Here is a 24951-nt window from a genome sequence, read left to right as displayed (position 1 = left end):
GCCCGCCTCTACGGCACCAGCGTCAGCGACGGCCGCTGGTCGGGCAGGCCGATCAGCTCGCGTACCCGTGCGATCGGCCAGGCCAGCTCCCTGGCCAGCGTCGCCGCGCTCAGCCCGCTCTCCTTGCAGGCCAGCTCGAAGGCGTGCGCCAGCAGCACCGGCTGCTCGCCCGGATAGCCGGAGACGGGCTCGTTGGTGAACCCGGGCTGGTCGCGCAGCGCGGCCAGGCGCTGATAGGCGCGCCCGGCGGCGGAGTCGGACAGCAGGCCGGTCTCCCGGCACCGGTAGAGCAGCGAGTCGACCGACACCCCCCACGTCTGCCGCAGCTCGGCCAGCCTGCGCAGGTCGGCGCGGAGCGGGAGCTGGGGCAGGATGCTGTCGCGGGGGGTGAGGAACTCGGCGGCGAAGGCGTCGGCCTCGCGCTCCTGGTGGGAGTCGCCCGCGGCGGTGTCGCCGTGGAGGACGAGGTGGCCCAGCTCGTGGGCGGCGGTGAAGCGGTGGCGGTAGATGTCGTCGAACCGGTTGGGCGTCAGCACCACGATCGGCCGGGGCAGGCTGGAGGTGGAGAAGGCGTCGACGGTCACCGCGTCGGGGTCGTGCCGGGGGAAGGCCACCACGATGCCGTGCGCCTCCATCCGGCGCACCAGATGGCTGATCGGCCCGGCGCCCAGCCCCCAGTGGGAGCGCAGCGCGCGGGCGGCCCCGGCCGGGTCGCGCGGCAGCGCGGAGTGCGTCTCGCCGCCGGCGAAGCCGGGCAGGTCGACGGCGGGCAACTGCACCCGTTTCTCCAGCGCGTACGCCAGCTCCCACACCTGCTCGACGAAGGCCACGGCCTTGGCCCGCTGGTAGGCCCGGGTGGAGCGCAGGCTGCGGAAGTGGGCCATGGACCCGTCGAGCTTGCCGTGCGGGCGGCCGGGCAGGAAGAACGCCATCGGCACCGACAGCACCTCGGCCAGCGGCGCGATCAGATCGGGCCGCGGCCGGGTGACGCCCGCCTCGTATTGACCGACCGCCGCCGGAGAGACGCCGAGATGCTCGGCGACCTCCTTCTTGGTGAGCGCGGCCAGGTGGCGGGCCTGGGTGAGGCGGGTGGCGTCGAAGGCGTCGGCGACGGCCTGCGGGCTCGGCCCGCCCGCCCGGGAGTCACGCACCGCCGGCGGCCTCCGGCCGGATCGGGGTGGCCTCGGCGGCCGGGCTGGCACCCCGCCGGGCGGACCCGGTGCGCGCGTTGACCTCGGGCATCGGCAGGACGCCCTGGTCGAAGGCCGCCGCGCTGTCGCCGGACGCGGGCGCGCCCGCCTCGTGACCGAGCGGGATCGGCTCGCACTGGTGCCAGCGCAGGCTGCCGAAGCGGTCGAGCAGCTCGGCCTCGCCCCACCAGGCGTCGAGCAGCCCGGCGTGGGCGTTGGCCGCGTAGGCGATCAGCACCAGCCGGGTGTCGTCGGGCAGGTCGCCCAGCGCCTCGGCGACCGGCACCGCGTGCGGCGGGAGGTCGTGCAGCGTGAGCTGTCGTATCCGCGGCTCGGGGCCGAACCGGTTGAACAGTGCCTGCACCAGCGCCGACGGGCGGCCGTCGCCGATCCTGGCGCTCATCACGGTGAGCGAGCGGTCCTTGGCGTAGCGGAAGGGGAACAGCAGCTTGCCGTCGAGCACCACGAGCTCGTGCTGGGAGCCGCCGGGCTTGACGATGCGCACGTCGCCCATGTCCTCGAACGCCTCGGCCAGCGCCTCGAACTTGCGCGACATGAGCGTGAACCCGAACGGGTGCAGATGATCGGTCTGCGCCACCTTCTGCGCGTCCCTGGCGTTTTCCAGCGCGACCGACAGAGCCTCGGCCACGCCCTGTCTGATCAGGGGAGCGCGCTGCCCGAACGTGTCGTGGGCCCACTGGGACATCCGCATGCCCGACCTCCTGCCGCTTTACTTTCCAACATCATAGGCCCGCCACGACTTCATGTTGCCCGCACGACACACCTTCCCCTTGTACGGCTTGCATTCTTGTATGACAATATTCCGCGTCTAACAAGTGAGCTTGACGAGAGGTGCGCTTCCGCATGCGAACACCCGACTGGCCCCTGACGGCGACCCGCTGGACGCAACTGACGCTGGCCGAGGACGACCCGGCACACCTCGACGTCGACTTCTGGACCTCGGTGATGCGCGACAGCAGGTCGAACGCGGTCTGCGTCAGCGCGGGCGGCTACATCGCCTACTACCCGACCCGGATCCCGTACCACCACCGCAGCACCTTCATGGGCGACACCGACCCGTTCGGCGCGCTCGTCGAGGCGGCCAGAGGGCTCGGCATGCACGTCATGGCCAGGGTGGACCCCCACGCCGTGCACGCCGACGCGGCCACCGCGCATCCCGAGTGGCTGGCGTGCGACCAGGACGGCGCGCCGATCGAGCACTGGTCCCATCCCGGCATCTGGCTGACCTGCGCCTTCACCGGATACCACCGGGAGTTCATCACCGAGGTGGCCAGGGAGATCGTGCGCGAGTACGACGTGGACGCGATCTTCGCCAACCGGTGGGAGGGCTACTACGGCATCTCCTACAGCGAGGCCGCGCGGCGCTCGTTCCGCGACGACACGGGGTTCGAACTGCCCAAGCGCGAGCACGACACGACGGACCCTGCCTGGCCCGCCTATGTGGCCTGGCGGCGGCGCCGGCTCAGCGAGCTGGTCGCGATCTGGGACGCGGCGGTCAAGGACCTGCGGCCGCACGCCCGTTTCATCCCCAACCTGGGCGCCTTCGCCGCCCGCGACCTGGAGCCCGAGCTGGTCGAGCGGGTCTACCCGCTGTTCGTGGTGGACAAGCAGGGGCGCTCGGGCATCGAGGCGCCGTGGGCGGCCGGGCGGGTGGCCAAGCGCAGCAGGGGCCTGTTCCCCGACCGGCCGGTCGGGCTCATCACCTCGGTCGGGCCCGAGTACCACCAGCACCGGTGGAAGGACTCGGTGGCCCCGCCGGAGGAGGTGCGGACGTGGATCGTGGACGGGTTCGCGCAGGGCGCGTTCCCGTGGTTCACCAAGTTCAACGCCACCGTCTCCGACCCGCGCTGGGTGCCGGCCGTGGTGGACGCGTTCGGGCTGCACGCGAAGCTGGAGCCGGTGCTGGCGCCGATGCCGGTCACGGCCGAGGTGGCGCTGGTCGACCCGAGCAGGGCCGGGCGGATCAGGAGCGGGGCGGCGCACTCCTTCCCCGACGAGGACGGCTTCTACCAGGCCCTGGTCGAGGCGCGGATCCCGTTCGACCTGCTGGCCGACCAGGTGCTGTCGGCCGAGCGGCTGCGGCCGTACAAGGTGCTGGTGCTGGCCAACGCCGAGCAGCTCAGCGACGAGCAGTGCGCGGCCGTCCGCGACTACGTGGCCGCCGGCGGCGGCCTGGTCGCCGCGCACCAGTCCTCCCTGTACGACGAGCACGGCGCGCCGCGCGCCAACTTCGGCCTGGCCGACGTCTTCGGCGCCGACCTGGTGACCCGGCTCAGGGGCCCGGTGAAGAACAACTACATCGCCCTGACCGGCGAGCACCCGGTCAGCGACGGCTTCGGCCCGGCCGGGCGGATCATCGGCGGCACCCGGCTGCTGGGCGTCGTGGCCAGGCCGGGCACGCAGGTGCCGTTCCGCTTCATCCCGGACTTTCCGGACCTGCCGATGGAGGAGCTGTACGCCAGGAAGGCCCCCGACGCCCCCGCCGTGATCACCAGGGAGGGGCCCGGGCGGGTGGTCTACATCCCGTTCGACCTCGGGGCGATCTTCTGGGAGACGCTCCAGGCCGATCACGGCCTGCTGATCGCGAACGCGGTGCGCTGGGCGCTCGGCGGCGAGCCCGAGGCCACCGTACGCGGCCCGGGGCTGGTCGACCTGGCCGTGCGCCGCGACGAGCACGGTCTCGCGGTCACCGTGGTCAACCTGACCAACCCCATGGCCATGCGCGGCGCGATCAGGGAGACCATCCCGCTGCCGCCGCAGACGGTCTCCGTCGCGCTGCCGCAGGACGCGGCGGGGGCCACGGCCCGGCTGCTGGTGGACGGGAGCGAGGTGCCCGTCGCCGTCCGCGAGGGCCGGGCCGAGGTGGAGCTGACCGGCGTGGGCCTCATCGAGGTCGTGCACCTGACCTGGGAGAAGGGGTGAGCCGCGTCTGGTGGCGTGAGCCGTTCCGGATGTTCCAGACCAACCTCCGCGAGGTGGACGCCGGGCTGGACGTCGAGCGGGTGCTGGACTACCTGGAGGAGTTCGGCGCGAACGCCTGGCTGATCAGCGTCGGCGGCATCCTGTCGAACTATCCGACCGGCCTGGACTTCCAGACGCGCAACCCGCACCTGGCCGAGCGCCCGTCCGGCGACCTGATCGGCGACGCGGTGGCGGCGGCCCGGCGACGGGGCGTGCGCGTGCTGGCCAGGATGGACTTCTCCAAGATCGACCACCGGCGGGCGGAGCGGCATCCCGAGTGGTGCTTCGTCTCGCCCGCCGGCGAGCGGCAGGTCTACAACGGCCTCACGAGCGTGTGCCCGAGCGGCGACTACTACCAGGTCAAGCTGTTCGAGGTGATCGGCGAGGTGCTCGACCGGTACGAGATCGACGGCTTCTTCCTCAACTGGATGTCGTTCAACGAAGTGGACTACAGCCGCAGGTACTGGGGCGTGTGCCACTGCCTGGCCTGCGCCCGCCGCTACGACGGTGAACTGCCCGAGCGGGCGGACGCCCGGTGGCGCGCGTTCACACGGGCGACGCTGGACGACCTGCACGCCAGGATCAGGGCCGAGATCGCCGCGCGAAGACCGGAGGCGGCGCTCATCCTGGGCGAGCACGCCGACATCGTCTTCCACGAGGCGAACAACGCCGTCGGCCGGCCCCTCTGGCACCACAGGACCAGCGAGCACGTGAGCGCGGCCAAGTCGTACCGGCCCGAGGTGCCGGTGCTGGTCAACTCGGTGGGGTTCGTGGACATGCCATACCGGATGGCGGGGGAGGAGCCTCACCATTTCGCCCAGTATCTGCTGCAGGCGATCTCGCGGGGGGCGATCCCGTCCACGTACATCATGGGGACGCCGGACGACAGCCCGTACGAGTGCCTGGAGATCGCCGGCGAGCTGACCCGGTTCCACCGCGACCACGCCGAGGTCTACCGGGACCTGGTCTCAGAGGCGCGCACGCTGCTGGTCCGGCCCGAAGGGGAGCGGGCCGAGTTCCAGGGGCTCTACCTGGCGCTGCTGGAGCGGCACGTGCCCTTCGACGTGCTGCCCGAGGAGAAGCTGGCGGTGAGCGACCTGTCGCGCTACCGGCTGGTCGTGCTGCCCGACGCCGGTACGCTGAGCCGTCCCGAGGCGCTGGACGCGTACGCGGAGGCGGGCGGCACCGTGCTGGCGACCGGTGCGAGCGACAGCAGGCTCGCCTGCCTGCCCGTCGCCCGCCGGCTGGCCGCGTACACGACGGAGGAGTCCGTCCGCTCCCTGCACCTGCGCGGCGACCGCGGCATGGTGCCGGTGATCGGCGCCTTTCACGTGGTCGAGCCCGCGCCGGGCGCCGAGACGGGCCTGCCCGCGCTCTCCAGGGCCAGGTACGGCCCGCCGGAGAAGTGCCACGGCCATCTGGAGACCGGCCACCCCGGCTGGCTGAGCGCCCCGTACGGCCGGGGCGGAGGCGTGCTGATGCCCTGGACCGTCGGGCGCGGCTACCGGGAGACCGGGCTGAGCGCTCACCGCGACCTGTTCGCCGACCGCCTGCCCACCGGCCTCGCCGTCGAGACCGGGCTGCCCGAGCAGGCGGAGATCGTGCCCGCCCGCGCAGGGGACACGCGGGTGATCCATCTGCTCAACCGCTCGGGCGACGCCGACCAGCGCTTCCGCCGCCCGCTGCCGATCGCCGAATCGTGGCTGGACCTGCCCTGGGAGGGCGAATGGCGGGCGCACGCGCTGCGCGCCGGCCGCCCCCTGGAGGTGGACGGCGGCCGGGTGCGGCTGCCCGAGATCGGCCTCTTCGAAGTCGTGAAATTGTCAAACAAGTATTCATGACCTATTGACGGTCTCGTTAGACAAATGAACACTGGACCATCACCGGGGTAGCCGGTCCCCTGTGAGAACGACGGGAGAACACAGTGATGAGCGGACTAGATCGGCGGGGGTTTCTGAAGCTGGCGGCGGCCGGGGCACTGGGGGCCGGCCTCACAGCGTGCGGCGCCGGCGACTCGGGCGGCGGAGGCGGCACCACCCTGCGGTACGCGTGGTGGGGCAACAACGTCCGGCAGCAGAACTACACGAAGGCGCTCAAGGAGTTCGCGGCCAAGAACCCGGGCATCCAGGTCGAGCCGGAGTTCGCCGAGTATTCGGCCTTCCAGGAGCGCATGACCACCCAGATGGCCGCCCGCGACGTGGCCGACATCTTCTGGGTCGCATCGGCGCAGGTCATGACGTACCACAAGAGCAACATCTACCGCCGCCTCGACGAGGTGACCAGCCTCAACCTGGCCGACTACTCCAAGGAGGAGCTGGAGTCGTTCAAGCTGGGCGGGCAGCTCAACACCATGCCGTTCGGCATCTTCGTCCCCGTCATCCGCTACAACGAGACCTTCGCCGAGGAGGACGGCGTCAACCTCCCACCGGCCGACGCCGACTGGGACGCCTGGTCGGAGTTCCTCATCGACTACTCCAAGGACAACCCGAAGCAGCGCAAGGGCATGCCGTACGAGGCCGACGCCGACATGGTGTTCGAGGCCTGGCTGCGCCAGCGCGGCGAGCTGCTCTGGACCCAGGACGGCAAGCCCGGCTTCACCGCCGACAGCGTGCGGGCCTGGTTCGACTGGTGGGACAAGATGCAGAAGGCCGGCGCCGTGATGACGCTGAGCGAGCAGGAGGGCATGGGCCCCGACTGGGCCGTGGTCGGCAAGAAGGTGCTGGCCAAGGTGGGCAACTCCAACCACATCATCGACGACGCCAAGATGTTCCCCGACCACTCCTTCAAGCTGCGCGGCGTCCCCGTGACCAAGGACGCGCAGGCCGGGCACCCGTTCCTCTACTACCCCCGGATGGCCATCTACCAGGGCATCGACGACGACAAGCTGGAGGCCGCGGGCAAGCTCGTCAGCTACAACACCAACGACCCCGCGATGATCAAGACGGTCGGCCTCACCATGGGCGCGCCGGTCAACCCCAAGGTCTTCGAGCAGACGCTGGCCAGTGCGCAGGGCGACGACAAGGAGATGCTCAACGCCGTGCAACTCAGCCGCAAGGCCGAGCGCCGCCCCCGCTTCGAGGCGCCCCCCGGCACCAGCACCTGGCGCACGGCCATGGCCAGGGTCGCCGAGGAGATCTCGCTCGGCCGGCTGAGCACCGCCGACGGCGCGAAACGGCTGCTCGACGAGATCAACGCCGGCATCGCCCGCGCCCAGTAGGAACCCCCATGTCGAAGCTCCATCGTCAGGGCGGCGCCGCGCACGTCTTCCTGATCCCCTGGTGGCTGGGCCTCGTGCTGGTCACGGCCGTGCCTCTGATCGCCTCCTTCTACCTGGCCTTCACCGACTACAACATCCTCAGCTCGCCGAAGTTCAACGGCCTTGCGAACTTCGAGCGCATGTTCCAGGACGACTACTTCTGGGCCGCCGTCCGCGTGACCGCGGTCTACGTGGTCGTCTCGATCCCGCTGCAGCTCGGCTTCGCGCTGCTGCTCGCCCTGATCCTCGACCGCGGCCTGCGCGGCCTGGCCTTCTACCGCAGCGCCTTCTACCTGCCCTCGCTGCTGGGCACCAGCGTCGCCGTGGCGATCCTGTGGCGGCAGATCTTCGGCGACGACGGCCTGATCGACCGGGCGCTGTCGCTGTTCGGGCTGGAGCTCGGGAGCTGGCTGCAGAACCCCAGCCTGTCGCTCTCGACGCTGATCGTCCTGAACGTCTGGACGTTCGGCTCACCCATGGTGATCTTCCTGGCCGGCCTCCGCCAGATCCCCGAGGAGCTGTACGAGGCCGCCAAGGTGGACGGCGCCGGAATCGTACGCCAGTTCACCAGGGTCACGATCCCCTTGCTCACGCCGATCATCTTCTTCAACCTCATCCTGCAGACGATCGGCGCGTTCCAGACCTTCACCCAGGCCCACGTCGTCAGCGGCGGCACAGGGGGCCCGGCCAACTCGACGCTCTTCTACACGCTCTACATCTACCAGCAGGGATTCACGAACTTCGACATGGGCTACGCCTCCGCGCTGGCCTGGGTGCTGATGGCGGCCATCGGCCTGGTGACGGCCGTGCACTTCGTCCTGTCGAGGTACTGGGTCTTCTACGGAGACGACTGATGACGACCGCGACCACCTCGCTCGACTCCGCCCGCGCCCGCTCCACGGCGTTCCTGCGCCGGCGCGGGCGCCGGGACCTGCTCAAGCACCTCGGGCTCGGCGTCTTCGTGCTGCTGATGCTCTATCCGCTGATCTGGATGATCGTCAGCTCGCTCAAGCCCGACCACCTCATCCTCACCGAGACGGGGCTCATCCCCAGCGAGATCACCTTCGACAACTTCGTCGAGGGCTGGAACGCGCTCAACCGCCCGTTCACGGTCTTCTTCCTCAACTCGCTGCTGGTCACCGTCGGCTCGATCATCGGGAACCTGTTCTCGTGCTCGCTGACCGCGTACGCGCTGGCCCGGCTGGAGTTCCGGATGCGCGGGGTCTATCTCGCCATCACGCTGCTGTCGGTGATGCTGCCGATGCACGTGCTGGTGATCCCGCAGTACATCTTCTTCTCGCAGCTCGACCTGGTGAACACGTACTATCCGCTGCTCATCCCGAAGTTCCTGGCCACGGACGCGTTCTTCATCTACCTGATGGTCCAGTTCATCAGGACGATCCCGCGCGACCTGGACCGCGCGGCCTGGATCGACGGCTCGGGCCCGTTCCGCACCTTCTGGTACGTGGTCCTCCCGCTGATGCGGCCCGCCCTCGTCACCACCACGATCTTCACCTTCATCTGGACCTGGAACGACTTCTTCATCCCGCTGATCTACCTCACCTCGCCGAAGATGTTCACGGTGCCGGTGGCGCTGAACTCCATGGTCGACTCCGAGTCGCAGGGCGGCGTGGGCATGTTGTTCGCGATGTCGCTCGTGTCGCTGCTGCCGGTGCTCATCTTCTTCGCCATCGCCCAGAAACAGCTCATCCGCGGCATCGCCACCACGGGGCTCAAATGAGAATCATCATCACCGGCGACCATGACGAGCTCGCCCGCCGCCGCATCCGCAGGGCGGCGGGAGACGCCCACGTCGAGTTCGCCGCCGACCCGAGCGACGGCATCGAGCTGGCCGACGCCGTCGTCGGAAAGGTGCCCGAGCCGCTGCTGGCCAGGGCGGGCCGGCTGCGCTGGGTGCACAGCCCGGCGGCGGGCGTGGACGGCGTCCTGTCCGAGGGGCTGCTGGCCAGCGACGTGACGCTCACCTCCGCCACGGGCAACGGCGCGATCCCGCTGGCCGAGCACGCGATGCTGCTGCTCCTCATGCTCGACAGGGACGTGCCGCGCTGGCTGCGCGCCCAGTCCGAGCGCCGCTGGGAGCGCTACACGCACGGTGAGCTGGCCGGCAAGACCGTCGGCCTGTACGGGCTGGGGCACGCGGGCCTCGACCTGGCCGCCAAGGCGAAGGCGTTCCACATGCGGGTGCTGGGCATGCGCAGGAAGGACGCCCCCGCGCCCGGCGTGGACGAGCTGCTCGGCCCGGAGGAGTTCCCGCGTTTCCTGGCCGAGTCGGACTACGTGGTGGTCACCGCGCCGCTCACCCACGCCACCGCGGGGCGCTTCGGCAAGGCGGAGTTCGCCGCGATGAAGCCCACGGCCTGCTTCGTCTGCGTCTCGCGCGGCGGCATCGCCGACGACGACGCCCTGCTGGGCGCGCTGCGCCGGGGCGAGATCGCCGGCGCGGGCCTGGACGCCCACGGCGTGGAGCCGCTGCCGCCGGCCAGCCCGTTCTGGTCGCTGCCGAACGTCATCGTCACCCCGCACAACGGCGCCACCACCCGCGAGACCGCGGGCCGCGGCCTGGACATCCTGCTGGACAACCTGGGCCGCTTCGCCAGGGGCGAGCCGCTGCGCAACGTCGTCGACAAGGCCGCCGGGTACTGAGAGGCGCAGTATACTTGTCTGACGATTTTGCCATTTTCTGGGAGGAGTTCCATGGACGGTAAGCCCAGCTTTCCTCTCGGACCATCATCGCTGACGGAAGCCCTCTACGAGTCCGTACGCAAGCGCATCGTCAACGGCGACATCGCCCCGGGGGAGAAGCTCACCGAGATCCGGATCGCGAACGAGTACAGCGTCGCACGACCCACCGCCAAAGCCTGCCTCGAACGGCTGACCGCGCTCGGGCTGTTGCGCCGTACCACGCACAAGACCGCCGTCGTCCCCAAGCTGGACGAGGGCGAGATCCGCGACCTCTACTTCAGCCGCGAGACCGTCGAGCGGGCGGCGGTCGTGGCGCTGGCCCGCGCCGGCAAGGTGCCGCCCGAGGCGGTGCGCGCCCAGGCGGCGATGAAGGCGGCGGCCGGCGACGCCGCCCAGCACGGCTCCGACCAGGGGTCGCATGCCGGGGCGTTCGCCACCCAGGTCGAGGCCGACATCGCCTTCCACTCCGCGCTGGTGGCCGCCGTCGGCAGCCGCCGCCTGGCGCGGATGCACGAGGTCATCCTCGGCGAGGTGCACCTCACCATGGGCCAGTTCCAGGCCCACCGCACCACGGACCCGATGAACGTGGCGCACGAGCACGACGACATCCTCAAGGCCATCGGCGACGGCGACCCCGAGCGGGCGCAGCAGTGCCTGGCCCACCATCTCGACCAGGCCCAGGGGCGGCTGCTCGGCCAGCTGCGCCGCGAACGATCGGAAGAGGCCCACGCGTGACCAGGTGGAGCGTCAACTGTTCCCTCCTCTACACGGACCTGCCGCTGCTGGAGCGGCCCGCCGCGGCGGCGGCCGACGGGTTCACCGCCGTCGAGTTCTGGTGGCCGTGGCCGGTGGCGGTGCCCGGCGACCGTGAGGTGGACGCGTTCGTCGCCGCCGTCGAGAACGCGGGCGTGCGGCTGACCGGGCTCAACTTCTTCGCCGGCGACATGCCGGGCGGCGACCGGGGCGTCGTGTCCTGGCCGGGCCGCACGCGCGAGCTGCTCGACAACATCCCCGTGGTGGCCGCGATCGGTGAACGGCTCGGCTGCCGCGCCTTCAACGCCCTCTACGGCAACCGGATCGACGGCGCCGACCCCGCCGAGCAGGATGAACTGGGCGCCGAGCTGCTGACCGCCTGTGCCAAGGGCGTCTCGGGCACGGTGCTGCTTGAGCCGGTCAGCGGCGCGCCGCGCTATCCGCTGCTGACGGCCTCCGACGCGGTGGCCGTGCTCGACCGGCTGGGCGATGTGCCCAACCTCGGGCTGCTCGCCGACTTCTACCACCTGGCCGTGAACGGCGACGACGTGGCCGCCGTCATCGACCGGCACGCCGCGCGCATCGCCCACGTGCAGATCGCCGACGCCCCTGGCCGGGGCGCGCCCGGCTCGGGCGAGCTGCCGCTGCCGCGGTGGATCGACGACGTGTACGCCGCCGGATATGACGGATATATCGGCCTGGAATACCGCGCGGAGGGGCCCGACGCCTTCGCCTGGCTCCCCCGCGAGCACCGGGCCGCCGCCCCCGACCCGCGATCATGAACGCGACCTTCGACGCGACTCCGAACGCGGCCCTCGACGCCGCGGCCGACACGGAAGGATCATCCACGTGAGCGCCATCGCCTTCATCGGCCTCGGCATCATGGGCTCGCCCATGGCCGTCCACCTGGTCAAGGCCGGGCACGCCGTGACCGGGTACAACCGGTCGCCGGACAAGGCGAAGCCGCTGGCGGAGGCCGGCGGGCGGGTGGCCGGGTCGGTCGCCGACGCCGTGACGGGCGCCGAGGTCGTCGCGCTCATGGTGCCCGACTCGCCCGACGTCCAGGACGTGCTGACCGGCGAAGACGGCGTCTTCGCGCACGCCGCCCCCGGCACGCTGATCATCGACTTCTCCTCCATCCGCCCCGACGTCACCCGCGAGCTGGCCGAGGAGGCGGGCCGCAGGGGCCTGCGCTACCTCGACGCCCCCGTCTCCGGCGGCGAGGCCGGCGCCAGGAACGCGGCCTTGTCGATCATGGTCGGCGGCGCGGCCGGCGACTTCGAGGCCGCCCGGCCGATCTTCGAGGCGGTCGGCAAGACCGTCGTCCACGTCGGGCCGAGCGGCTCCGGCCAGACGGTCAAGGCCGCCAACCAGCTCATCGTGGCGGCCAACATCGAGGCGCTGGCCGAGGCCGTGGTGTTCCTGCGGGCGTACGGGGTGGACCTGGAGGCCGCCATGGACGTGCTCGGCGGCGGTCTGGCCGGCTCCGCCGTACTGACGCAGAAGCGCGGCAACATGACCGGGCACTCCTTCGAGCCCGGCTTCCGCATCGCGCTGCACCACAAGGACATGGGCATCGTCACCTCCGCGGCCCGCGAGGCCGGCGTCGTGCTGCCGCTCGGCGCGCTCGTGGCCCAGCTCGTGGCCTCCGCCGACGCGACCGGCGACGGCGGGCTCGACCACTCGGCGCTGCTGCGCGGCGTGGAGCGGCTCTCCGGCACCGCGTAGGGGAAGCGTCCGGTATCGGTAGCTCTAGGGACGTCACCGTAAGTGACAAGGAGGCGCGCCTTCTGACCACTTAGGGGGATTGTGCCCGTAGTCGTGGGCCATGTTCTCTTTGCGATCATGGCCCGCGTACGCGGCTGCCGTCACCTTCCTCACTCTGCTCCCCGCGGCCGGCGCGAACGCCGCAGGACCGGCCGAGCTGCCGCCGCCCCTGTCCGCAGAAGCCGCCTACGCGCAGCTCGCCCGGCTCGACGTCGCGGAACCGGGCTCGATGTCCGGCTACAGCCGCGCCCGCTTCCCGCACTGGGTCCAGCAGGGCGACTCCTGCGACACCCGCGAGGTCGTGCTCGAGCGCGACGGCGCCGACGTCAAGCAGGACGAGAACTGCCGCGCCATCTCGGGCACCTGGCACAGCGAGTACGACGGCAGGGACTTCACGGACGCCTCCGACCTCGACATCGACCACATGGTGCCGCTCGCCCAGGCGTGGCGCTCGGGGGCGAACACCTGGACCGACGCCCGGCGCAGGGAGTTCGCGAACGACCTCGAAGGGCCGCAGCTCATCGCGGTCTCGGCGTCCTCGAACCGGTCGAAAGGCGACCAGTCACCCGACCAGTGGCGGCCGCCGCAGCAGTCGTACTGGTGCGTCTACAGCCGCGCCTGGATCGACGTGAAGTCCCGCTACGACCTCACGATCACCGAGGCCGAGCGGGAGGCGCTGGCCGAGATGGTGGGCACCTGCCGCATGGACGGTGAGGGTTGAATGGAGGCCGTACGGAGCTTCGAGAGCAGCGTCGTCGCCGGCCCAGGCGGGGTGATGACCGACGAGGTTGGCGTCATCACCGGCGAGGTGACCGTGCGCACGGAGGTGTCCGGCGACCGGGTGACGGTACGCGTGCAGTACCTGGACGCCGACGAGTGGTACGAGATCGACGGCAGCCCCCTGAGCCCGGCTCCCGGCCTCGCGCAGGACCTGCACCAGAAGGTCGTCCAGGCGGTCCGCCACGGCCTCCCAGACGGCCTCCCAGACGGCCTCTCAGGCGGCCTCCCGGCCCTTCGCCCGCTCACCTGAGCCCCGGCCCCGACGACGGCCGCGCGTAGCCAGGGCCGTTCGTGGGTGAACCCGGCCGGGGTCAGGTGAGGCGCTGGAGCAGTTCGTCGGCGCTCAGCGGCCGGCCGGGTGGGGCGGGTGCGGGGTGGTTGCGCATGCCGGCCAGTGCGAGCCGGACCGCGCGATCGCGAAGGTCCTCGCCCAGCTCGGCCGGCAGGGTCAGCACCCCTCGCATGAGCAGCCCCACCACCCCGATCACGTCACCGGGGCCCACGTCGAGCCGCAGCGCGCCCTCGGCGTGGGCGGCGCCGACGATCCGGCCGAGCTCCTCCAGCAGCCGGGCGCGGCCCGCGACGATCCCGGGCGTCACGTTCACCTCGGGCGTCACAGTCGCCTCGTGGGCCACGGTCGCCCCGTGAGTCGTGCCCGCCTCGGGCGCGGGCGTTCCCGCGATCGGCAGCAGCGGGTCGAGCCCCAGCTCGACGCAGCCCTCGACGAAGCGGCTGAGCGCGTCCCACGCCCAGGTCTCCTCGTGACCCGCCTGCTCGGCCAGCGCGATCATGCGGTCGAGGCCGTCGGCGATGAGGTCCCGGTTCCCGGCGTCCGCTCTCGGTTGGCCCGGCGCGCCCATGCGGTCAGCCGCCTCTCACTCGGTGTCGCTTCCCCAGCAGCCTAACCTCAGGAACCGGAGGTTTCTCCTCCACCACGTGCCGCCCAGCCTTCGCGACGAGGGCTGCTGTGAACATGCTCCTCCGAGCCGGCGGAACCCGGCCCGGAGGAGACACGCACGGCCGGCTGCGGCCCTGAAAGCGGCCGTAAAAGGGGCCATGAAAGCGGCCGTAAACGCTCCGGCGGCTAAACGCTCTGGCCGTTCTGGGCGCTGCGGCCGTTGTGGCCGCCGGGCTGCCGGTCGAGACGGAACATCGGCTGACCCGGCGTGTCCGGGTCCGCGTCCAGCGACTTGTCGTCGAGGATGGGCGCCGCGTCCTGCGCGACGAACACCCGCACGTCCTCCTTCTCCACCACCTGGTCCCCGGCCTGCGGCGTGGTCGCCAGGGACACCTCCAGAGTCCCGGCCTCGTCGGCCTTGGCGGAGATGCGCAGCCCGGCGTCGGCGGGCACGTCCTCCCCATCCATGAGATCCCGGATGGCGACGACGGCGTTGTCAGTCAGTACCAGCACGACCTGCTCCTTTGTCCTCGTGAACCCTCCGCCTAACCCACGGGTCCCACCCCAAACTCCGAGGCTCCTTCACCCGCTTCATGCGTAGCGATGAGTTCGGGCGGCGGATCGGGTCTGCCCTGGCATGACTCGAATCACGCCGTCATCCTCGGCCGGCACCTCTCCGGTGATTTGATGACCGCTGTCAACGCCAATGGGATCGCCTTGGGCATCGAGTCGTTCGGTGCCGACGACGCGCCACTCGTCCTGCTCGCGGGCGGGACGACGATGCTCTCCTGGCCCGACGCGCTCTGCCAGCGCCTCGCCGCCGGCGGGCGCCGTGTGGTGCGCTACGACCTGCGCGACAGCGGGGAATCGACGACGACGGATCCGGAGGCGCCCGCCTACACCCTGCGCGACCTCGCCGCCGACGCGGCGGCCCTCGCCGACGCGCTCGGCGGGGGGCCCGCGCACCTCGCGGGGATCGGCGTCGGCGGGATGGTCGCCCAGGTGGCCGTGCTCGACCATCCGGGCGCGTTCTCGGCGCTCACCCTGGTCGGCACCCGCGCGGTCGCCCCTGGCCCGCCCGACGACGACCTCCCCGACCATGATCGGGCGACGATGAGCCGGCTGTTCGCGCGTCCGATGCCCGATTGGACCGACCGTGAGGCGGTCGCGGCGTTCGCCGCCGCCGGTGCGGAGATCCTCGGCGACGACCCCGTCGCCGCGCGCGCGATAGCCGCGCGCGTCTGGGACCGCACGCCCGGCACCTCACCCCAGGTCCAGCCGGCCAACCAGCTGGGCATGGTGTTCTCCAGGCTCGACTGCGAACCCCGCTGGCGCGAGCGCCTGCCCGAGATCGAGGTCCCCACGCTCGTCGTCCACGGCCGCCGTGACCGGTTCTTCCCCGTCGGCAACGGCGAGGCGATCGCGCGCGAGATCCCGGGGGCACGGCTGCTCGTGCTCGAGGAGGCCGCCACCGCGATCCCCCCTGCGGCGATCGGCGAGGTCACCGAGGCGATGCTCACGCTCGGATAGAGGCCCCGGCTCCGGGCCGACATGCCCGGACGGACGTGGCTCACCGGCCCGTGCGGGAGTGCGGCTGTTAGGTTCTGGCTCATGGGTGAGTTTGTGAGCGTCGAGGTGGCCGACCAGATCGCCACGATCCGTCTTGACCGTCCGAAGATGAACGCCCTCAGCGGCCAGGCCCAGAGGGAGATCGAGGAGGCGGCCGGCATCGTCGACGCCGACCCGCTGGTACAGGCGGTGATCCTGTACGGCGGGGAGCGGGTGTTCGCCGCCGGCGTGGACATCAAGGAGATGGCCGGCATGTCGTACGCCGACATGGCCACCCACTCCACCGCCCTCCAGGGCTGCTTCACCGCGGTCGCCCGCATCGGCAAGCCGGTCATCGCCGCCGTCACCGGCTACGCCCTGGGCGGCGGCTGCGAGCTGGCCCTGTGCGCCGACTTCCGGGTCGCGGGCGAGTCGGCCAAGCTGGGGCAGCCGGAGATCCTGCTCGGCCTCATCCCCGGCGCGGGCGGCTCCCAGCGCCTGCCGCGCCTGATCGGGCCGGCCAAGGCCAAGGACCTGATCTTCACCGGCCGGCACGTCCCCGCCGCCGAGGCGCTGGCGATGGGCCTGGTCGACCGGGTGGTGCCGGACGAGCAGGTCTACACGGCGGCCCTGGAGTGGGCCGCGACCTTCGTGGGCGGCCCGTCGGTCGCCCTGCGCGCCGCCAAGCAGGCCGTGGACCAAGGTCTGGAGACCGATCTCGACACGGGGCTTGAGATCGAGCGGCTGCAGTTCTCCGGGCTGTTCGCCACCGAGGACGCCAAGCTCGGCATGAAGGCGTTCATGGAGAAGTCCAAGGCCAAGTTCACCGGTCGCTAGAGGCGGCTCCGAAGGCCGGGTTCAGCGGTCTGCGGAGGTCACGGAGCCGGGCCGGGCTGGTCGGCGCGACGCGAAGTCAACACATTCGGTAAGGGTCGTCCTTTCCGATGTTGGTTTGCCACTATGGTGGCGTTTCATGATGCGCGTCCTCGTCCCTGCCCGGCTCAGAAAGGTCGTGCGCACGTGGTTCGATTCCCGCTACATCTCGATCTCTGATCATCGCCAGGACATCAGGGACGCGCTCTGGGAGGTCCAGACCCTGAGGCGGGAGATGGTCACCCTCCAGGGCGAGGTGGAGCGGCTGCGCCAGACCCGCCCGGCATCGCCGCCACCGCCGCCGCGGCAGTCGGCCGCCGACAAGGCGAAGATCGACGACACCCGCAGGCTCGCCCAGGAGACGGCGAAGGCCCTGGACGGCGTGCTGCAGAACGAGATCCTGGTCTGGCAGGCCATCGACGAGCTGCGCGCCGCCGCGGCCGAGGCCCAGGCGAAGCAGACCGCGGCGGCGCAGGCCGCCGTGGACCAGAGCACCGTGGTCCAGACCCCCATGGATCCGGGAGAGCAGGGTCGCGCCGAGGAGCAGCCGTGCGCGTGACGTGGAGCGGCGGGGGCGCGCTGAGCTTCCGCCTCGATCCTGACGACGAGATCACCGGCACCGCCTCCGACGACTACCCGATCAAGCTGGCCATCAACGCGTGCTCCCTCGGCGGGGTGCCCGACGACGCCCATCCCGACCTGTTCGCCGTGGCCGCCTGGACGATCGTGGCCCCGTGGACGCGCCGTCGGATCGCGTTCGACCGCGCCGTCTCCGCGGAGCTGGCCCAGGCCCTGCACGAGGGCTGGGGCGTCGAGGCGGGCCCGGTGGGGGCCGAGCCGCGTCGCCCGGGGGCCCGGCTGGCGATCTCGTACAGCGGCGGCGCCGACTCCGTGGCGGCGGCCACGATGTACCCGGACGCGCCGTTCATCCATTTCCGCCGGGTCGACCACCCCCGCGTGCCGAACCGCTGGCCCCACTACCGCTCCGACGTGCTGGCCAAGCTGGCCGCGCAGACCGGCAGGGAGCTCAGCACGGTCACCTCCGACCTGGAGTACACGCTGGCCGAGCCCCGCCCCGGCTACCCCGAGCACCACGCCGTGGCCGCCGGCGCGCTGCTGCTGGCCGACCGGCTCGATCTCGGCGGCCTGGGCTTCGGCTACGAGATGGGCTCGCGCTGGCTGGGCGGCGGACGCTACCTGTGGCGCTACACCCCCGACAACCCCATGTGGTCGCCCCACGGCAGGTGGGGCCGCCTGTTCGCGGCCGCGGGCGTGCACATCGTGCTGCCCGTCGGCGGCGTGAGCGAGGCGGTCACCATGCGCCTGGCGCTCGGCTCCGACCTGAGGCCCCAGGTCCGCTGGTGCCTGCGCGGCACCGACGGCCCGTGCCGCGTCTGCGGCAAGTGCCTGTACAAGGAGCTCATCCAGGCCGCCGTCGAGCGCCGCCCGCTGGACACGCCGATCAAGGCCGATCACCCCGCAGCCCGGAAGTATCTCAAGAAGCCGCCCTACGGCGGCCAGGAGATGATCCAGTACGGGCTCTCCCGCGTCCCCGGCATCGAGAACACCCTGTTCGCCCCCACCCTCGACTACTTCGACGTCTCGGAGGAGGCGACGAGCTGGCTGGAGCACTGCTACCCGCCCGCGCTCGCCGAGATCCCCGAGCCGTGGCGGGCGCGGGCGGAGGCGTTCGTCGAGGCGAACGTCGGGCTGATGACCGAGCCCGAGGTGCGCAGGGTGGAGTCGTGGGGCGCGTGATCAGCGGCTGGACGAGGAGCGGAACGGCGTCGTGAAGGTTTATCTGTCGGTGGACATGGAGGGCGTGACGGGTCTGACCGACCCGGAGGAGATGCACGCCGGCAAGCGCGGGTACGAGCGCGGTTGCGAGCTGATGACCGCCGACGCCAACGCGGCCATCGAGGGCGCGTTCGCGGCGGGAGCCGGCGAGGTGCTCGTCAATGACGCCCACGGCTCCACCAAGAACCTCAGGATCGACCTCCTCGACCCCCGGGCGACCCTGATCAGGGGGCCGGGCAAGGCGCAGCGGATGGCCCAGGGGCTCGACGGGACGTTCGGGGCGGCCTGCTTCGTGGGCTACCACGCCCGCGCGGGCGTGCCCGACGGCGTGCTCAACCACACCTGGATGGGCAAGGAGATCCAGAACGTCTACCTCAACGGCGAGCTGTGCGGCGAGACCCGGCTGGTCGCCGCCTGTGCCGGGTTCCACGGGGTGCCGGTGGTGCTGGTGACCGGGGACGAGGCGGTGGGGGAGGAGGCCCGCGAGCTGCTCGGCGACGTCGAGACGGTGGCGGTCAAGCGGGGCATCGACAAGTTCTCGGCCGAGCTGCTGCCGCCGGTCGTGGCCCAGGCGCGCATTCGTGAGGCGGCCTCGCGTGCGCTCGGCCGGTTGAGCGACTTCACGCCGTACCAGCCGGCGGCGCCGTACACGCTGGGGGTGGAGTGGAACTCCACCGCGATCGCCGCGGCCGTGGCGCTGATCCCGGGTGTGAAGACGGCCGGTTCGCGGCACACCGAGTTCACCACCGACGACTTCACCCAGATCATGGCCCTGTTCGGGATCTTCGCCACGATCGGTGGTCAGATCGCCTGCGGCAGCGGCCCCTATGGCTGAGAAGAGCAGCGGCGGGGCGGCTGAGAAGGGCGGCGGCGGGGCGCTGACCCGGCGCGGCCTGCTGGTCGGCATCGGGGCGGTGGGTGGCGCCGGAGCCATGTACGCGGCCATGGGCGCCCTCGGGCTGGCCCCCGCCGAGCAGGACAAGGACTTCACCGCCCCGAGGACGGGCGACTTCACCCTGCGCGGCAAGGGCTCGGCCAAGGTGGTGATCCTCGGCGCGGGGGTGGCGGGGCTGACGGCCGCGTACGAGCTGGGCAAGGCCGGCTACGACTGCACGCTGCTTGAGGCCAGGCCGAAGGCGGGCGGCAGGAACCTGTCGCTGCGCGGCGGCGACCGCCTGACCGAGCTGAACGGCCCCGCCCAGGACGTGACGTTCGGCGAGGGCGTCTACTTCAACGCAGGCCCTGGCCGCATCGCCCCCTGGATGGTCACCCTCGACTACTGCCGCGAACTCGGCGTCCCCATCGAGACCTTCGTCAACAACAACGCCGCCGCGTACGTCCACACCAACGGCAGGACCGTGCGGGCCCGCGAGGCACGCGCCGACATGTACGGGTATGTCGCCGAACTCCTCGCCAAGGCCACCGACCTCGGCGCCCTCGACCGGGTCGTCTCCAAGAACGACCAGGAGACCCTGCTGGACTTCCTGCGGCGCTTCGGCGACCTCGGCCCGAAGCTGGAGTACGAGGGCTCCGACCGCCGCGGCTTCACGAAGTTCCCCGCGCTGGACGCCGGCGCGCCCGTCCCCGCGCCCGGCAGCCTGCACCAGATCCTGGCCGCCGGCACCGGCCGCGCGATCACCAGCGACTTCGGTTTCGAGCAGGCCACCCCCATGTTCCAGCCCGTCGGCGGCATGGACGCCATCGTGACCAAACTCGTCGAGGCCGTCGGCCAGGACCGCATCAAGACCGGCGCCAAGGTCACCAAGATCACCACGCTGGCTGACGGCGTTGAGGTCGTGCACACCGGCGGCTCGATCAAGGCCGACTACTGCGTCGCCGCCCTCCCACCCCACCTCCTCGCCAAGATCCCGCACAACCTGGGGGCCCAGGTCACCGCCGCGCTGGCCACCCCGGTCCCCGCGGCGGCGGGCAAGATCGGCCTGGAGTACGGCCGGCGCTGGTGGGAGCGGGAGGACCGCATCTACGGCGGCGTCACCGAGACCGACCTGGACATCACCCACATCTGGTACCCCTCACACGGCTACCACTCCGAGCGCGGCCTGCTCGTCGGCTACTACAACACCGACGAGAACGCCGAGCTGTACGCGGCGCTCACCCCCGAGGACCGCAGGCGCAGGGCGCTCACCCAGGGCAAGAAGATCCACGGCGAGAAGTACCGCCAGGACGTCCTGTCCAGCGCCTCGATCGCCTGGGAGCGCCAGGAGCACATCCAGGGAGCCTGGGTGCGCTGGCCGTCCTTTGATTCGTCGTTCACTCTTCTGCAACGCCCCGCCGGAAGGGTCTACTTCGCGGGCGACTGGCTCACCCATCTGATCGCTTGGCAGGCGGGGGCCATGGAATCCGCCCGTGGCGCCGTCACTCAGCTGCACCAGCGAGTGCTGCAGTCTCCGTGACGTCGCCCGCTGATCCCCAGGGCCACAATAGGCTCGTGGGAGAAGCGATCGAGGAGCTGGGATGACGTTGCACTGGGTGCCCGCGACCGAACGGATCGACCTGCTGGCCGACCCCGTGGCCGCGGCCCTGTCCGACATCGAGGAGGGGGTCGAGGTCGCCGAGATCGATCCCGGGCTGGCCGACACGGCGGCGTTCTGCGAGCGCTACGGCGTGACTCTCGACGAGTCCGCCAACTGCGTCGTGGTGGCCGCCAAACGCGGTGGCGAGACCCGTTACGCGGCCTGCATGGTGCTCGCCACCATGCGGGTGGACGTCAACGGCGTCGTGCGCAAACACCTCGACGCGCGTAAGGCGAGCTTCGCGCCGATGGACGACGCCGTCCGGCTCACCGGCATGGAATACGGCGGCATCACGCCCCTCGGCCTGCCCGAGGAGTGGCCGATCCTGGTCGACGCGCACGTCGCGCGGCACGCCAGGGTGGTCGTCGGCAGCGGCGTGCGCAGATCGAAACTCGCCGTATCAGGTGCCGCGCTGGCCGCTCTCAAAGGAGCAGAGGTGCTCTCCTTGGCCGGCTGAGGGAAAACTGAAGCCGATTCGAGACCGTTGGATGGGAAACCGAAGGGCCCGCTCTGGACGTTGTACGAGTGGGAATGTGGCCTCATGGTTCATCTCGTGGGCGGGGATTAAGCCGGTATGGTGCTTCATGCCATGAACGATGACCGACTAGGCCCTTACCGGCTGCTCAGGCGGCTCGGTGAAGGCGGAATGGGTGTTGTCCACCTCGCTGTCGACCCCCAGGGGCGGCAGGTGGCGGTCAAGGTCCTGCGCGGAGAGGTCGCGGGCGACGAGGTCGCCAGGCGGCGGCTTTCGCGTGAGGTCGAGACCATGCGCAGGGTGCGCAGCAAGTTCATCGCCGAGGTGCTCGACGCCGATGTGACCGGTCATCGTCCTTACATCGTCACGCGTTACGTGCCGGGCCGTCCGCTCGACGAGATCGTCAAGGACGACGGCCCGCTCGACCTGCCCGCGCTGGTCCGGATCGCGCACGGGGTGGCCGCCGCGCTGTCCGCGGTGCACTCGGTGGGCGTGATCCACCGCGACCTCAAGCCGGGCAACGTGCTCATCCTCGACGGCGAGCCCGTCCTGATCGACTTCGGCATCGCGCAGGCGGTCGACGCGACCCGGCTGACGCAGACCGGCATGTTCATCGGCACGCCCGGCTACCTCGCCCCCGAGATCATCGAGGGTCAGGAGGCGGGTCCCGAGGTCGACGTGCACGCCTGGGCGGGCACGCTGCTGTTCGCCGGCACCGGGCAGCCGCCGTTCGGCAAGGGCACGCTGGAGATGATCTTCTACAACATCACCGCGGGCAAGGCCGACATCAGCGGCGCCCCGGCGGAGCTGCGGCCGCTGCTGAAGGCCGCCTTCCAGCGCAACCCGAGCAAGCGGCCCAAGGCGGCCGAGCTGGCCGAGCAGACCGCCCGGATGTTGCCGAAGTCGCCGCAGGGCTCCTCGCCCGACGAGATCTCGACCGTGCCGCGCCCCGACGCGGCGCCGTCGGTCCCGCTGACGCCGCCGCCGCTGGTGACGGACAAGCCGTCCTACGACATCTCCACGCCGCCGGTGACGCCCAGGCGGCTGATCGAGAGTCAGGAGCAGCTCGCGCTGCCGCCGCAGGAGCAGCAGTACGTGTCGCTGCTGCCCGACCAGCCCGACCCCTACCCGACGCGCCGGGTGTCGCCGGAGGAGCTGCGGCAGATCCAGCGCGAGGCCGGCCTGCACGGGTCCCAGTCAGCCGCCCAGTCAGCCGCCCAGTCAGCCGCCCAGTCAGCCGCCCAGTCAGCGGTCGGCAACGGTCCCGCGGCGCCGCCGCAGGGCGAGACCGACGTGCCCACCAGGCGGGTGCGCCCCGACTCGGCCGACTACCGCAGGCTCACCCAGCCTCCGCAGCAGGGCCAGCAAGCTCAGCACCAGGCTCCGGCCGTCGGCCGTCCCGAGGCGCCGGGTTCCGGTCCGCAGCGCGGCTCCGGCCCGCAGCACGGCCCGCACCAGGGCTCGCCCTCCGGATACCGGCACGGCCCCGGCTCCGGCCCGCAACACGGTCCCGGCTCGGGGCCCCAGCACGGCCGGGGCTCCGGACCCCAGCAGCACGGCCCGGGATCGGGGCCGCAGCAACACGGCCCGGGCTCGGGCCCGCAGCAGCACGGCCCGGGTTCCGGTCCGCAGCGCGGCGCCGGTCAGGGCCGGAATGACCCCAACGACTACGGCCGGCCCAACCCGATCCCGGTGCAGCCGCCGCCCTACATCCCGGCCCAGCCGCAATATCCGCACCTCGACCCGACCAAGCGGGAGCCTTTCCTCCCGAGCGTCGCGCCGGGCAAGGTGCTGCAGCGTTCCAGGGCCTACGGGGCGGCCGGTTCGATGCTGCTGATCCTGATGATCGTGGCGGCGGTGCGCGCGCCCGTGCTCGTGTCCGTCGTGGCGATCCCGATCGCGGTCCTGCTGCGCGCGGCCGACCTGGCCCAGCCGCAGCTCACGGCGCGCAGGGCGGCGGGCGCGGCGGCGCTCGACGTGATCAGGGTGTTCGCCTATCCGGCCGCGCTGGCCAAGTCGGCCGGCATCACGCTGGCCCTGGGCCTCTACGCGCTCATACTCGGACTGCCGGTCACGCTGCTACTCACGGTCGTGGCGGGTATGAATCCCGACAACGCCCTCGCCTGGGGCGCCGCCATAGCGCTGTGGACGGTCTGCGCGGGCCCCGGAGTCGAGGGGCCGGGCAAACAGATGCGCAGAACGCTCGCGTCGCTCGTACCCTCGAGAACAGCGGCGATGGTGATGGCGGGAGTGCTGGCCGCGGTGGCCGCGCTCTCGCTGATCCTCGCCATCGGAACGTTCGGGGACAAGAGGGAGGCCGTATGGACTCCGCTGAACGTCGATCCAGTGAGCAGACAGCTGGATCAGCTAGGGGGGGAATCCGGAGGATGACGGGGGGAAGGTGGCGATGAGCACCCAAGCACCAGAACGCCTCGGCCCGTACCGACTGGTCAGGAAGATCGGCGAAGGTGGCATGGGGGTCGTCCACCTGGGTCTCGACGGCGAGGGCCGCGAGGTCGCCATCAAGGTCCTGCATCCCCACGTGGCCGCCGACCTCAAGGCGCGCGACCGGCTCACCCGCGAGGTCGAGACCATGCGCAGGGTGCGCAGCCCTTACGTCGCGGAGGTGATCGACGCCGAGCTCGTCGGCGGGCAGCCGTACGTGGTGACCCGGTTCGCGCCGGGACGCACGCTGGAGGACACCGTCCTGAGCGAGGGCGCCCTGGAGGCGCGCGACGTGATCAGGCTCGCCCAGGGGCTCTGCCAGGCGCTGGTGGCCATCCACGCGGCCGACGTGATCCACCGCGACTTCAAGCCGTCCAACGTCATGCTGGTCGACGGCGAGCCGCTGGTCATCGACTTCGGCATCGCCCATCTGGTCAACGCGACCCGGCTGACGCAGACGGGCATGTTCGTCGGCACGCCGGGCTATCTCGCGCCCGAGATCATCCGTGACTCCGAGATCACCCAGGCCGCCGACGTGCACGCGCTGGCCTCGACGGTGTTCTTCGCCGCGACCGGGGCGCCGCCGTTCGGCACGGGCACGTTCGAGGCGGTCTGCTTCAACATCATGGAAGGCCGGGCGCAGGTCGACAAGGCGCCCGTGTGGCTGCGCGGCTGGCTCAGCCGGGCACTCCAGGTCGATCCGGCGGCCCGGCCCGGCGCCCAGGAGTTGCTGCGGATGGCCAGGGCGCTCGATCCGTCGGTGACCACGTTCAACGAGACGTCCTTCGACGGGCCGACGGGGACCAAGCGCCTGGGCGACCGCACGCGCACCATGGACAACTTCTCCGACCTGCTCCCGCCGGTCGAGTACACCAAGCCCGCCCCGCCGCCGACGCCCACCCGCCAGGAGCAGCGGCCGGCGCGCCGCGAGCAGCCGCGCCGCGACGAGC

24 protein-coding genes are annotated in these 24951 nt (G+C 71.4%); 20 read left to right on the top strand and 4 right to left on the bottom strand.

Annotation, left to right across the window (positions count from 1 at the left end; translation table 11 throughout):
- Positions 1-8: 8 nt before the first annotated feature.
- A complete protein-coding gene (locus tag ABFX54_RS33215; protein ID WP_346110537.1) occupies positions 9-1151 on the bottom strand; it encodes a helix-turn-helix domain-containing protein in 1143 nt (380 codons plus the stop codon).
- Positions 1144-1902 carry a hypothetical protein gene (locus ABFX54_RS33210; RefSeq protein ID WP_346110536.1) on the bottom strand — a complete coding sequence of 253 codons (759 nt, stop codon included), beginning with the start codon at positions 1900-1902 and terminating at the stop codon, positions 1144-1146. Before ABFX54_RS33210 ends, ABFX54_RS33215 begins: the two co-directional genes overlap by 8 nt.
- A gap of 152 nt (positions 1903-2054) precedes the next feature.
- On the opposite strand from ABFX54_RS33210, the gene ABFX54_RS33205 reads away from it, so the two are divergent.
- The 11 genes from ABFX54_RS33205 (at position 2055) to ABFX54_RS33155 (ending at position 13681) form a co-directional block, all read left to right on the top strand.
- Positions 2055-4133, top strand: coding sequence for a family 10 glycosylhydrolase (locus ABFX54_RS33205; protein WP_346110535.1), 2079 nt, complete (start codon positions 2055-2057; stop codon positions 4131-4133).
- Positions 4130-6013: a beta-galactosidase trimerization domain-containing protein gene (locus ABFX54_RS33200; RefSeq protein WP_346110534.1), complete on the top strand. Its 1884-nt coding sequence runs from the start codon at positions 4130-4132 to the stop codon at positions 6011-6013. Before ABFX54_RS33205 ends, ABFX54_RS33200 begins: the two co-directional genes overlap by 4 nt.
- A gap of 86 nt (positions 6014-6099) precedes the next feature.
- Positions 6100-7389 carry an ABC transporter substrate-binding protein gene (locus ABFX54_RS33195; RefSeq protein ID WP_346110533.1) on the top strand — a complete coding sequence of 430 codons (1290 nt, stop codon included), beginning with the start codon at positions 6100-6102 and terminating at the stop codon, positions 7387-7389.
- Between the two features lie 8 nt (positions 7390-7397).
- Positions 7398-8282, top strand: coding sequence for a carbohydrate ABC transporter permease (locus tag ABFX54_RS33190; protein WP_346110532.1), 885 nt, complete (start codon positions 7398-7400; stop codon positions 8280-8282).
- A complete protein-coding gene (locus ABFX54_RS33185) occupies positions 8282-9169 on the top strand; it encodes a carbohydrate ABC transporter permease (RefSeq protein WP_346110531.1) in 888 nt (295 codons plus the stop codon). The genes ABFX54_RS33190 and ABFX54_RS33185 overlap by 1 nt, the downstream gene beginning before the upstream one ends.
- Positions 9166-10092, top strand: a complete 927-nt coding sequence (locus tag ABFX54_RS33180) for a D-2-hydroxyacid dehydrogenase (RefSeq protein WP_346110530.1) — start codon at positions 9166-9168, stop codon at positions 10090-10092. Before ABFX54_RS33185 ends, ABFX54_RS33180 begins: the two co-directional genes overlap by 4 nt.
- Before the next feature lie 51 nt (positions 10093-10143).
- Entirely contained in the window at positions 10144-10866 is a 723-nt protein-coding gene (locus ABFX54_RS33175) for a GntR family transcriptional regulator (protein ID WP_346110529.1), read from the top strand.
- Positions 10863-11666 carry a hydroxypyruvate isomerase family protein gene (locus ABFX54_RS33170; RefSeq protein ID WP_346110528.1) on the top strand — a complete coding sequence of 268 codons (804 nt, stop codon included), beginning with the start codon at positions 10863-10865 and terminating at the stop codon, positions 11664-11666. The genes ABFX54_RS33175 and ABFX54_RS33170 overlap by 4 nt, the downstream gene beginning before the upstream one ends.
- Positions 11566-12612, top strand: coding sequence for a 2-hydroxy-3-oxopropionate reductase (locus ABFX54_RS33165; protein WP_346110527.1), 1047 nt, complete (start codon positions 11566-11568; stop codon positions 12610-12612). The genes ABFX54_RS33170 and ABFX54_RS33165 overlap by 101 nt, the downstream gene beginning before the upstream one ends.
- Positions 12613-12712: 100 nt before the next feature.
- Positions 12713-13372: an HNH endonuclease family protein gene (locus ABFX54_RS33160; RefSeq protein WP_346110526.1), complete on the top strand. Its 660-nt coding sequence runs from the start codon at positions 12713-12715 to the stop codon at positions 13370-13372.
- Positions 13373-13681 (top strand): hypothetical protein, encoded by a 309-nt coding sequence (locus ABFX54_RS33155; RefSeq protein ID WP_346110525.1) that lies wholly within the window; start codon positions 13373-13375, stop codon positions 13679-13681.
- Positions 13682-13742: 61 nt separating this feature from the next.
- Here ABFX54_RS33155 and ABFX54_RS33150 read toward each other — a convergent pair whose 3' ends face one another.
- Entirely contained in the window at positions 13743-14291 is a 549-nt protein-coding gene (locus tag ABFX54_RS33150; RefSeq protein WP_346110524.1) for a hypothetical protein, read from the bottom strand.
- 224 nt (positions 14292-14515) lie between these two features.
- A complete protein-coding gene (locus ABFX54_RS33145; RefSeq protein ID WP_346110523.1) occupies positions 14516-14842 on the bottom strand; it encodes a HesB/IscA family protein in 327 nt (108 codons plus the stop codon).
- A 174-nt stretch (positions 14843-15016) separates the two neighbouring features.
- Here ABFX54_RS33145 and ABFX54_RS33140 point away from each other — a divergent pair, with 174 nt between their 5' ends.
- The 9 genes from ABFX54_RS33140 to ABFX54_RS33100 form a co-directional block, all read left to right on the top strand.
- Positions 15017-15859: an alpha/beta fold hydrolase gene (locus ABFX54_RS33140; protein WP_346110522.1), complete on the top strand. Its 843-nt coding sequence runs from the start codon at positions 15017-15019 to the stop codon at positions 15857-15859.
- An 81-nt stretch (positions 15860-15940) separates the two neighbouring features.
- On the top strand, positions 15941-16714 hold the full coding sequence (locus ABFX54_RS33135) for an enoyl-CoA hydratase/isomerase family protein (RefSeq protein ID WP_346110521.1): 774 nt from the start codon (positions 15941-15943) through the stop codon (positions 16712-16714).
- Between the two features lie 136 nt (positions 16715-16850).
- Positions 16851-17309 (top strand): hypothetical protein, encoded by a 459-nt coding sequence (locus ABFX54_RS33130; RefSeq protein WP_346110520.1) that lies wholly within the window; start codon positions 16851-16853, stop codon positions 17307-17309.
- A complete protein-coding gene (locus tag ABFX54_RS33125) occupies positions 17300-18508 on the top strand; it encodes a DUF6395 domain-containing protein (protein ID WP_346110519.1) in 1209 nt (402 codons plus the stop codon). The genes ABFX54_RS33130 and ABFX54_RS33125 overlap by 10 nt, the downstream gene beginning before the upstream one ends.
- Positions 18509-18539: 31 nt before the next feature.
- A complete protein-coding gene (locus tag ABFX54_RS33120) occupies positions 18540-19382 on the top strand; it encodes a M55 family metallopeptidase (RefSeq protein WP_346110518.1) in 843 nt (280 codons plus the stop codon).
- Positions 19375-20961: a flavin monoamine oxidase family protein gene (locus ABFX54_RS33115; protein ID WP_346110517.1), complete on the top strand. Its 1587-nt coding sequence runs from the start codon at positions 19375-19377 to the stop codon at positions 20959-20961. The genes ABFX54_RS33120 and ABFX54_RS33115 overlap by 8 nt, the downstream gene beginning before the upstream one ends.
- Positions 20962-21022: 61 nt before the next feature.
- On the top strand, positions 21023-21538 hold the full coding sequence (locus ABFX54_RS33110; RefSeq protein ID WP_346110516.1) for a YbaK/EbsC family protein: 516 nt from the start codon (positions 21023-21025) through the stop codon (positions 21536-21538).
- A gap of 117 nt (positions 21539-21655) precedes the next feature.
- Complete coding sequence (locus tag ABFX54_RS33105) at positions 21656-23947, top strand: protein kinase domain-containing protein (protein ID WP_346110515.1); 2292 nt, start codon at positions 21656-21658, stop codon at positions 23945-23947.
- A 16-nt stretch (positions 23948-23963) separates the two neighbouring features.
- The coding region (locus tag ABFX54_RS33100) for a serine/threonine-protein kinase (protein ID WP_346110514.1) at positions 23964-24951 on the top strand (988 nt) is incomplete at its 3' end.

Origin of the sequence: Nonomuraea maheshkhaliensis (assembly GCF_039529435.1) — a bacterium.
Lineage (GTDB): Bacteria > Actinomycetota > Actinomycetes > Streptosporangiales > Streptosporangiaceae > Nonomuraea > Nonomuraea maheshkhaliensis.
This window is presented reverse-complemented; position numbering and strand designations above follow the sequence as displayed.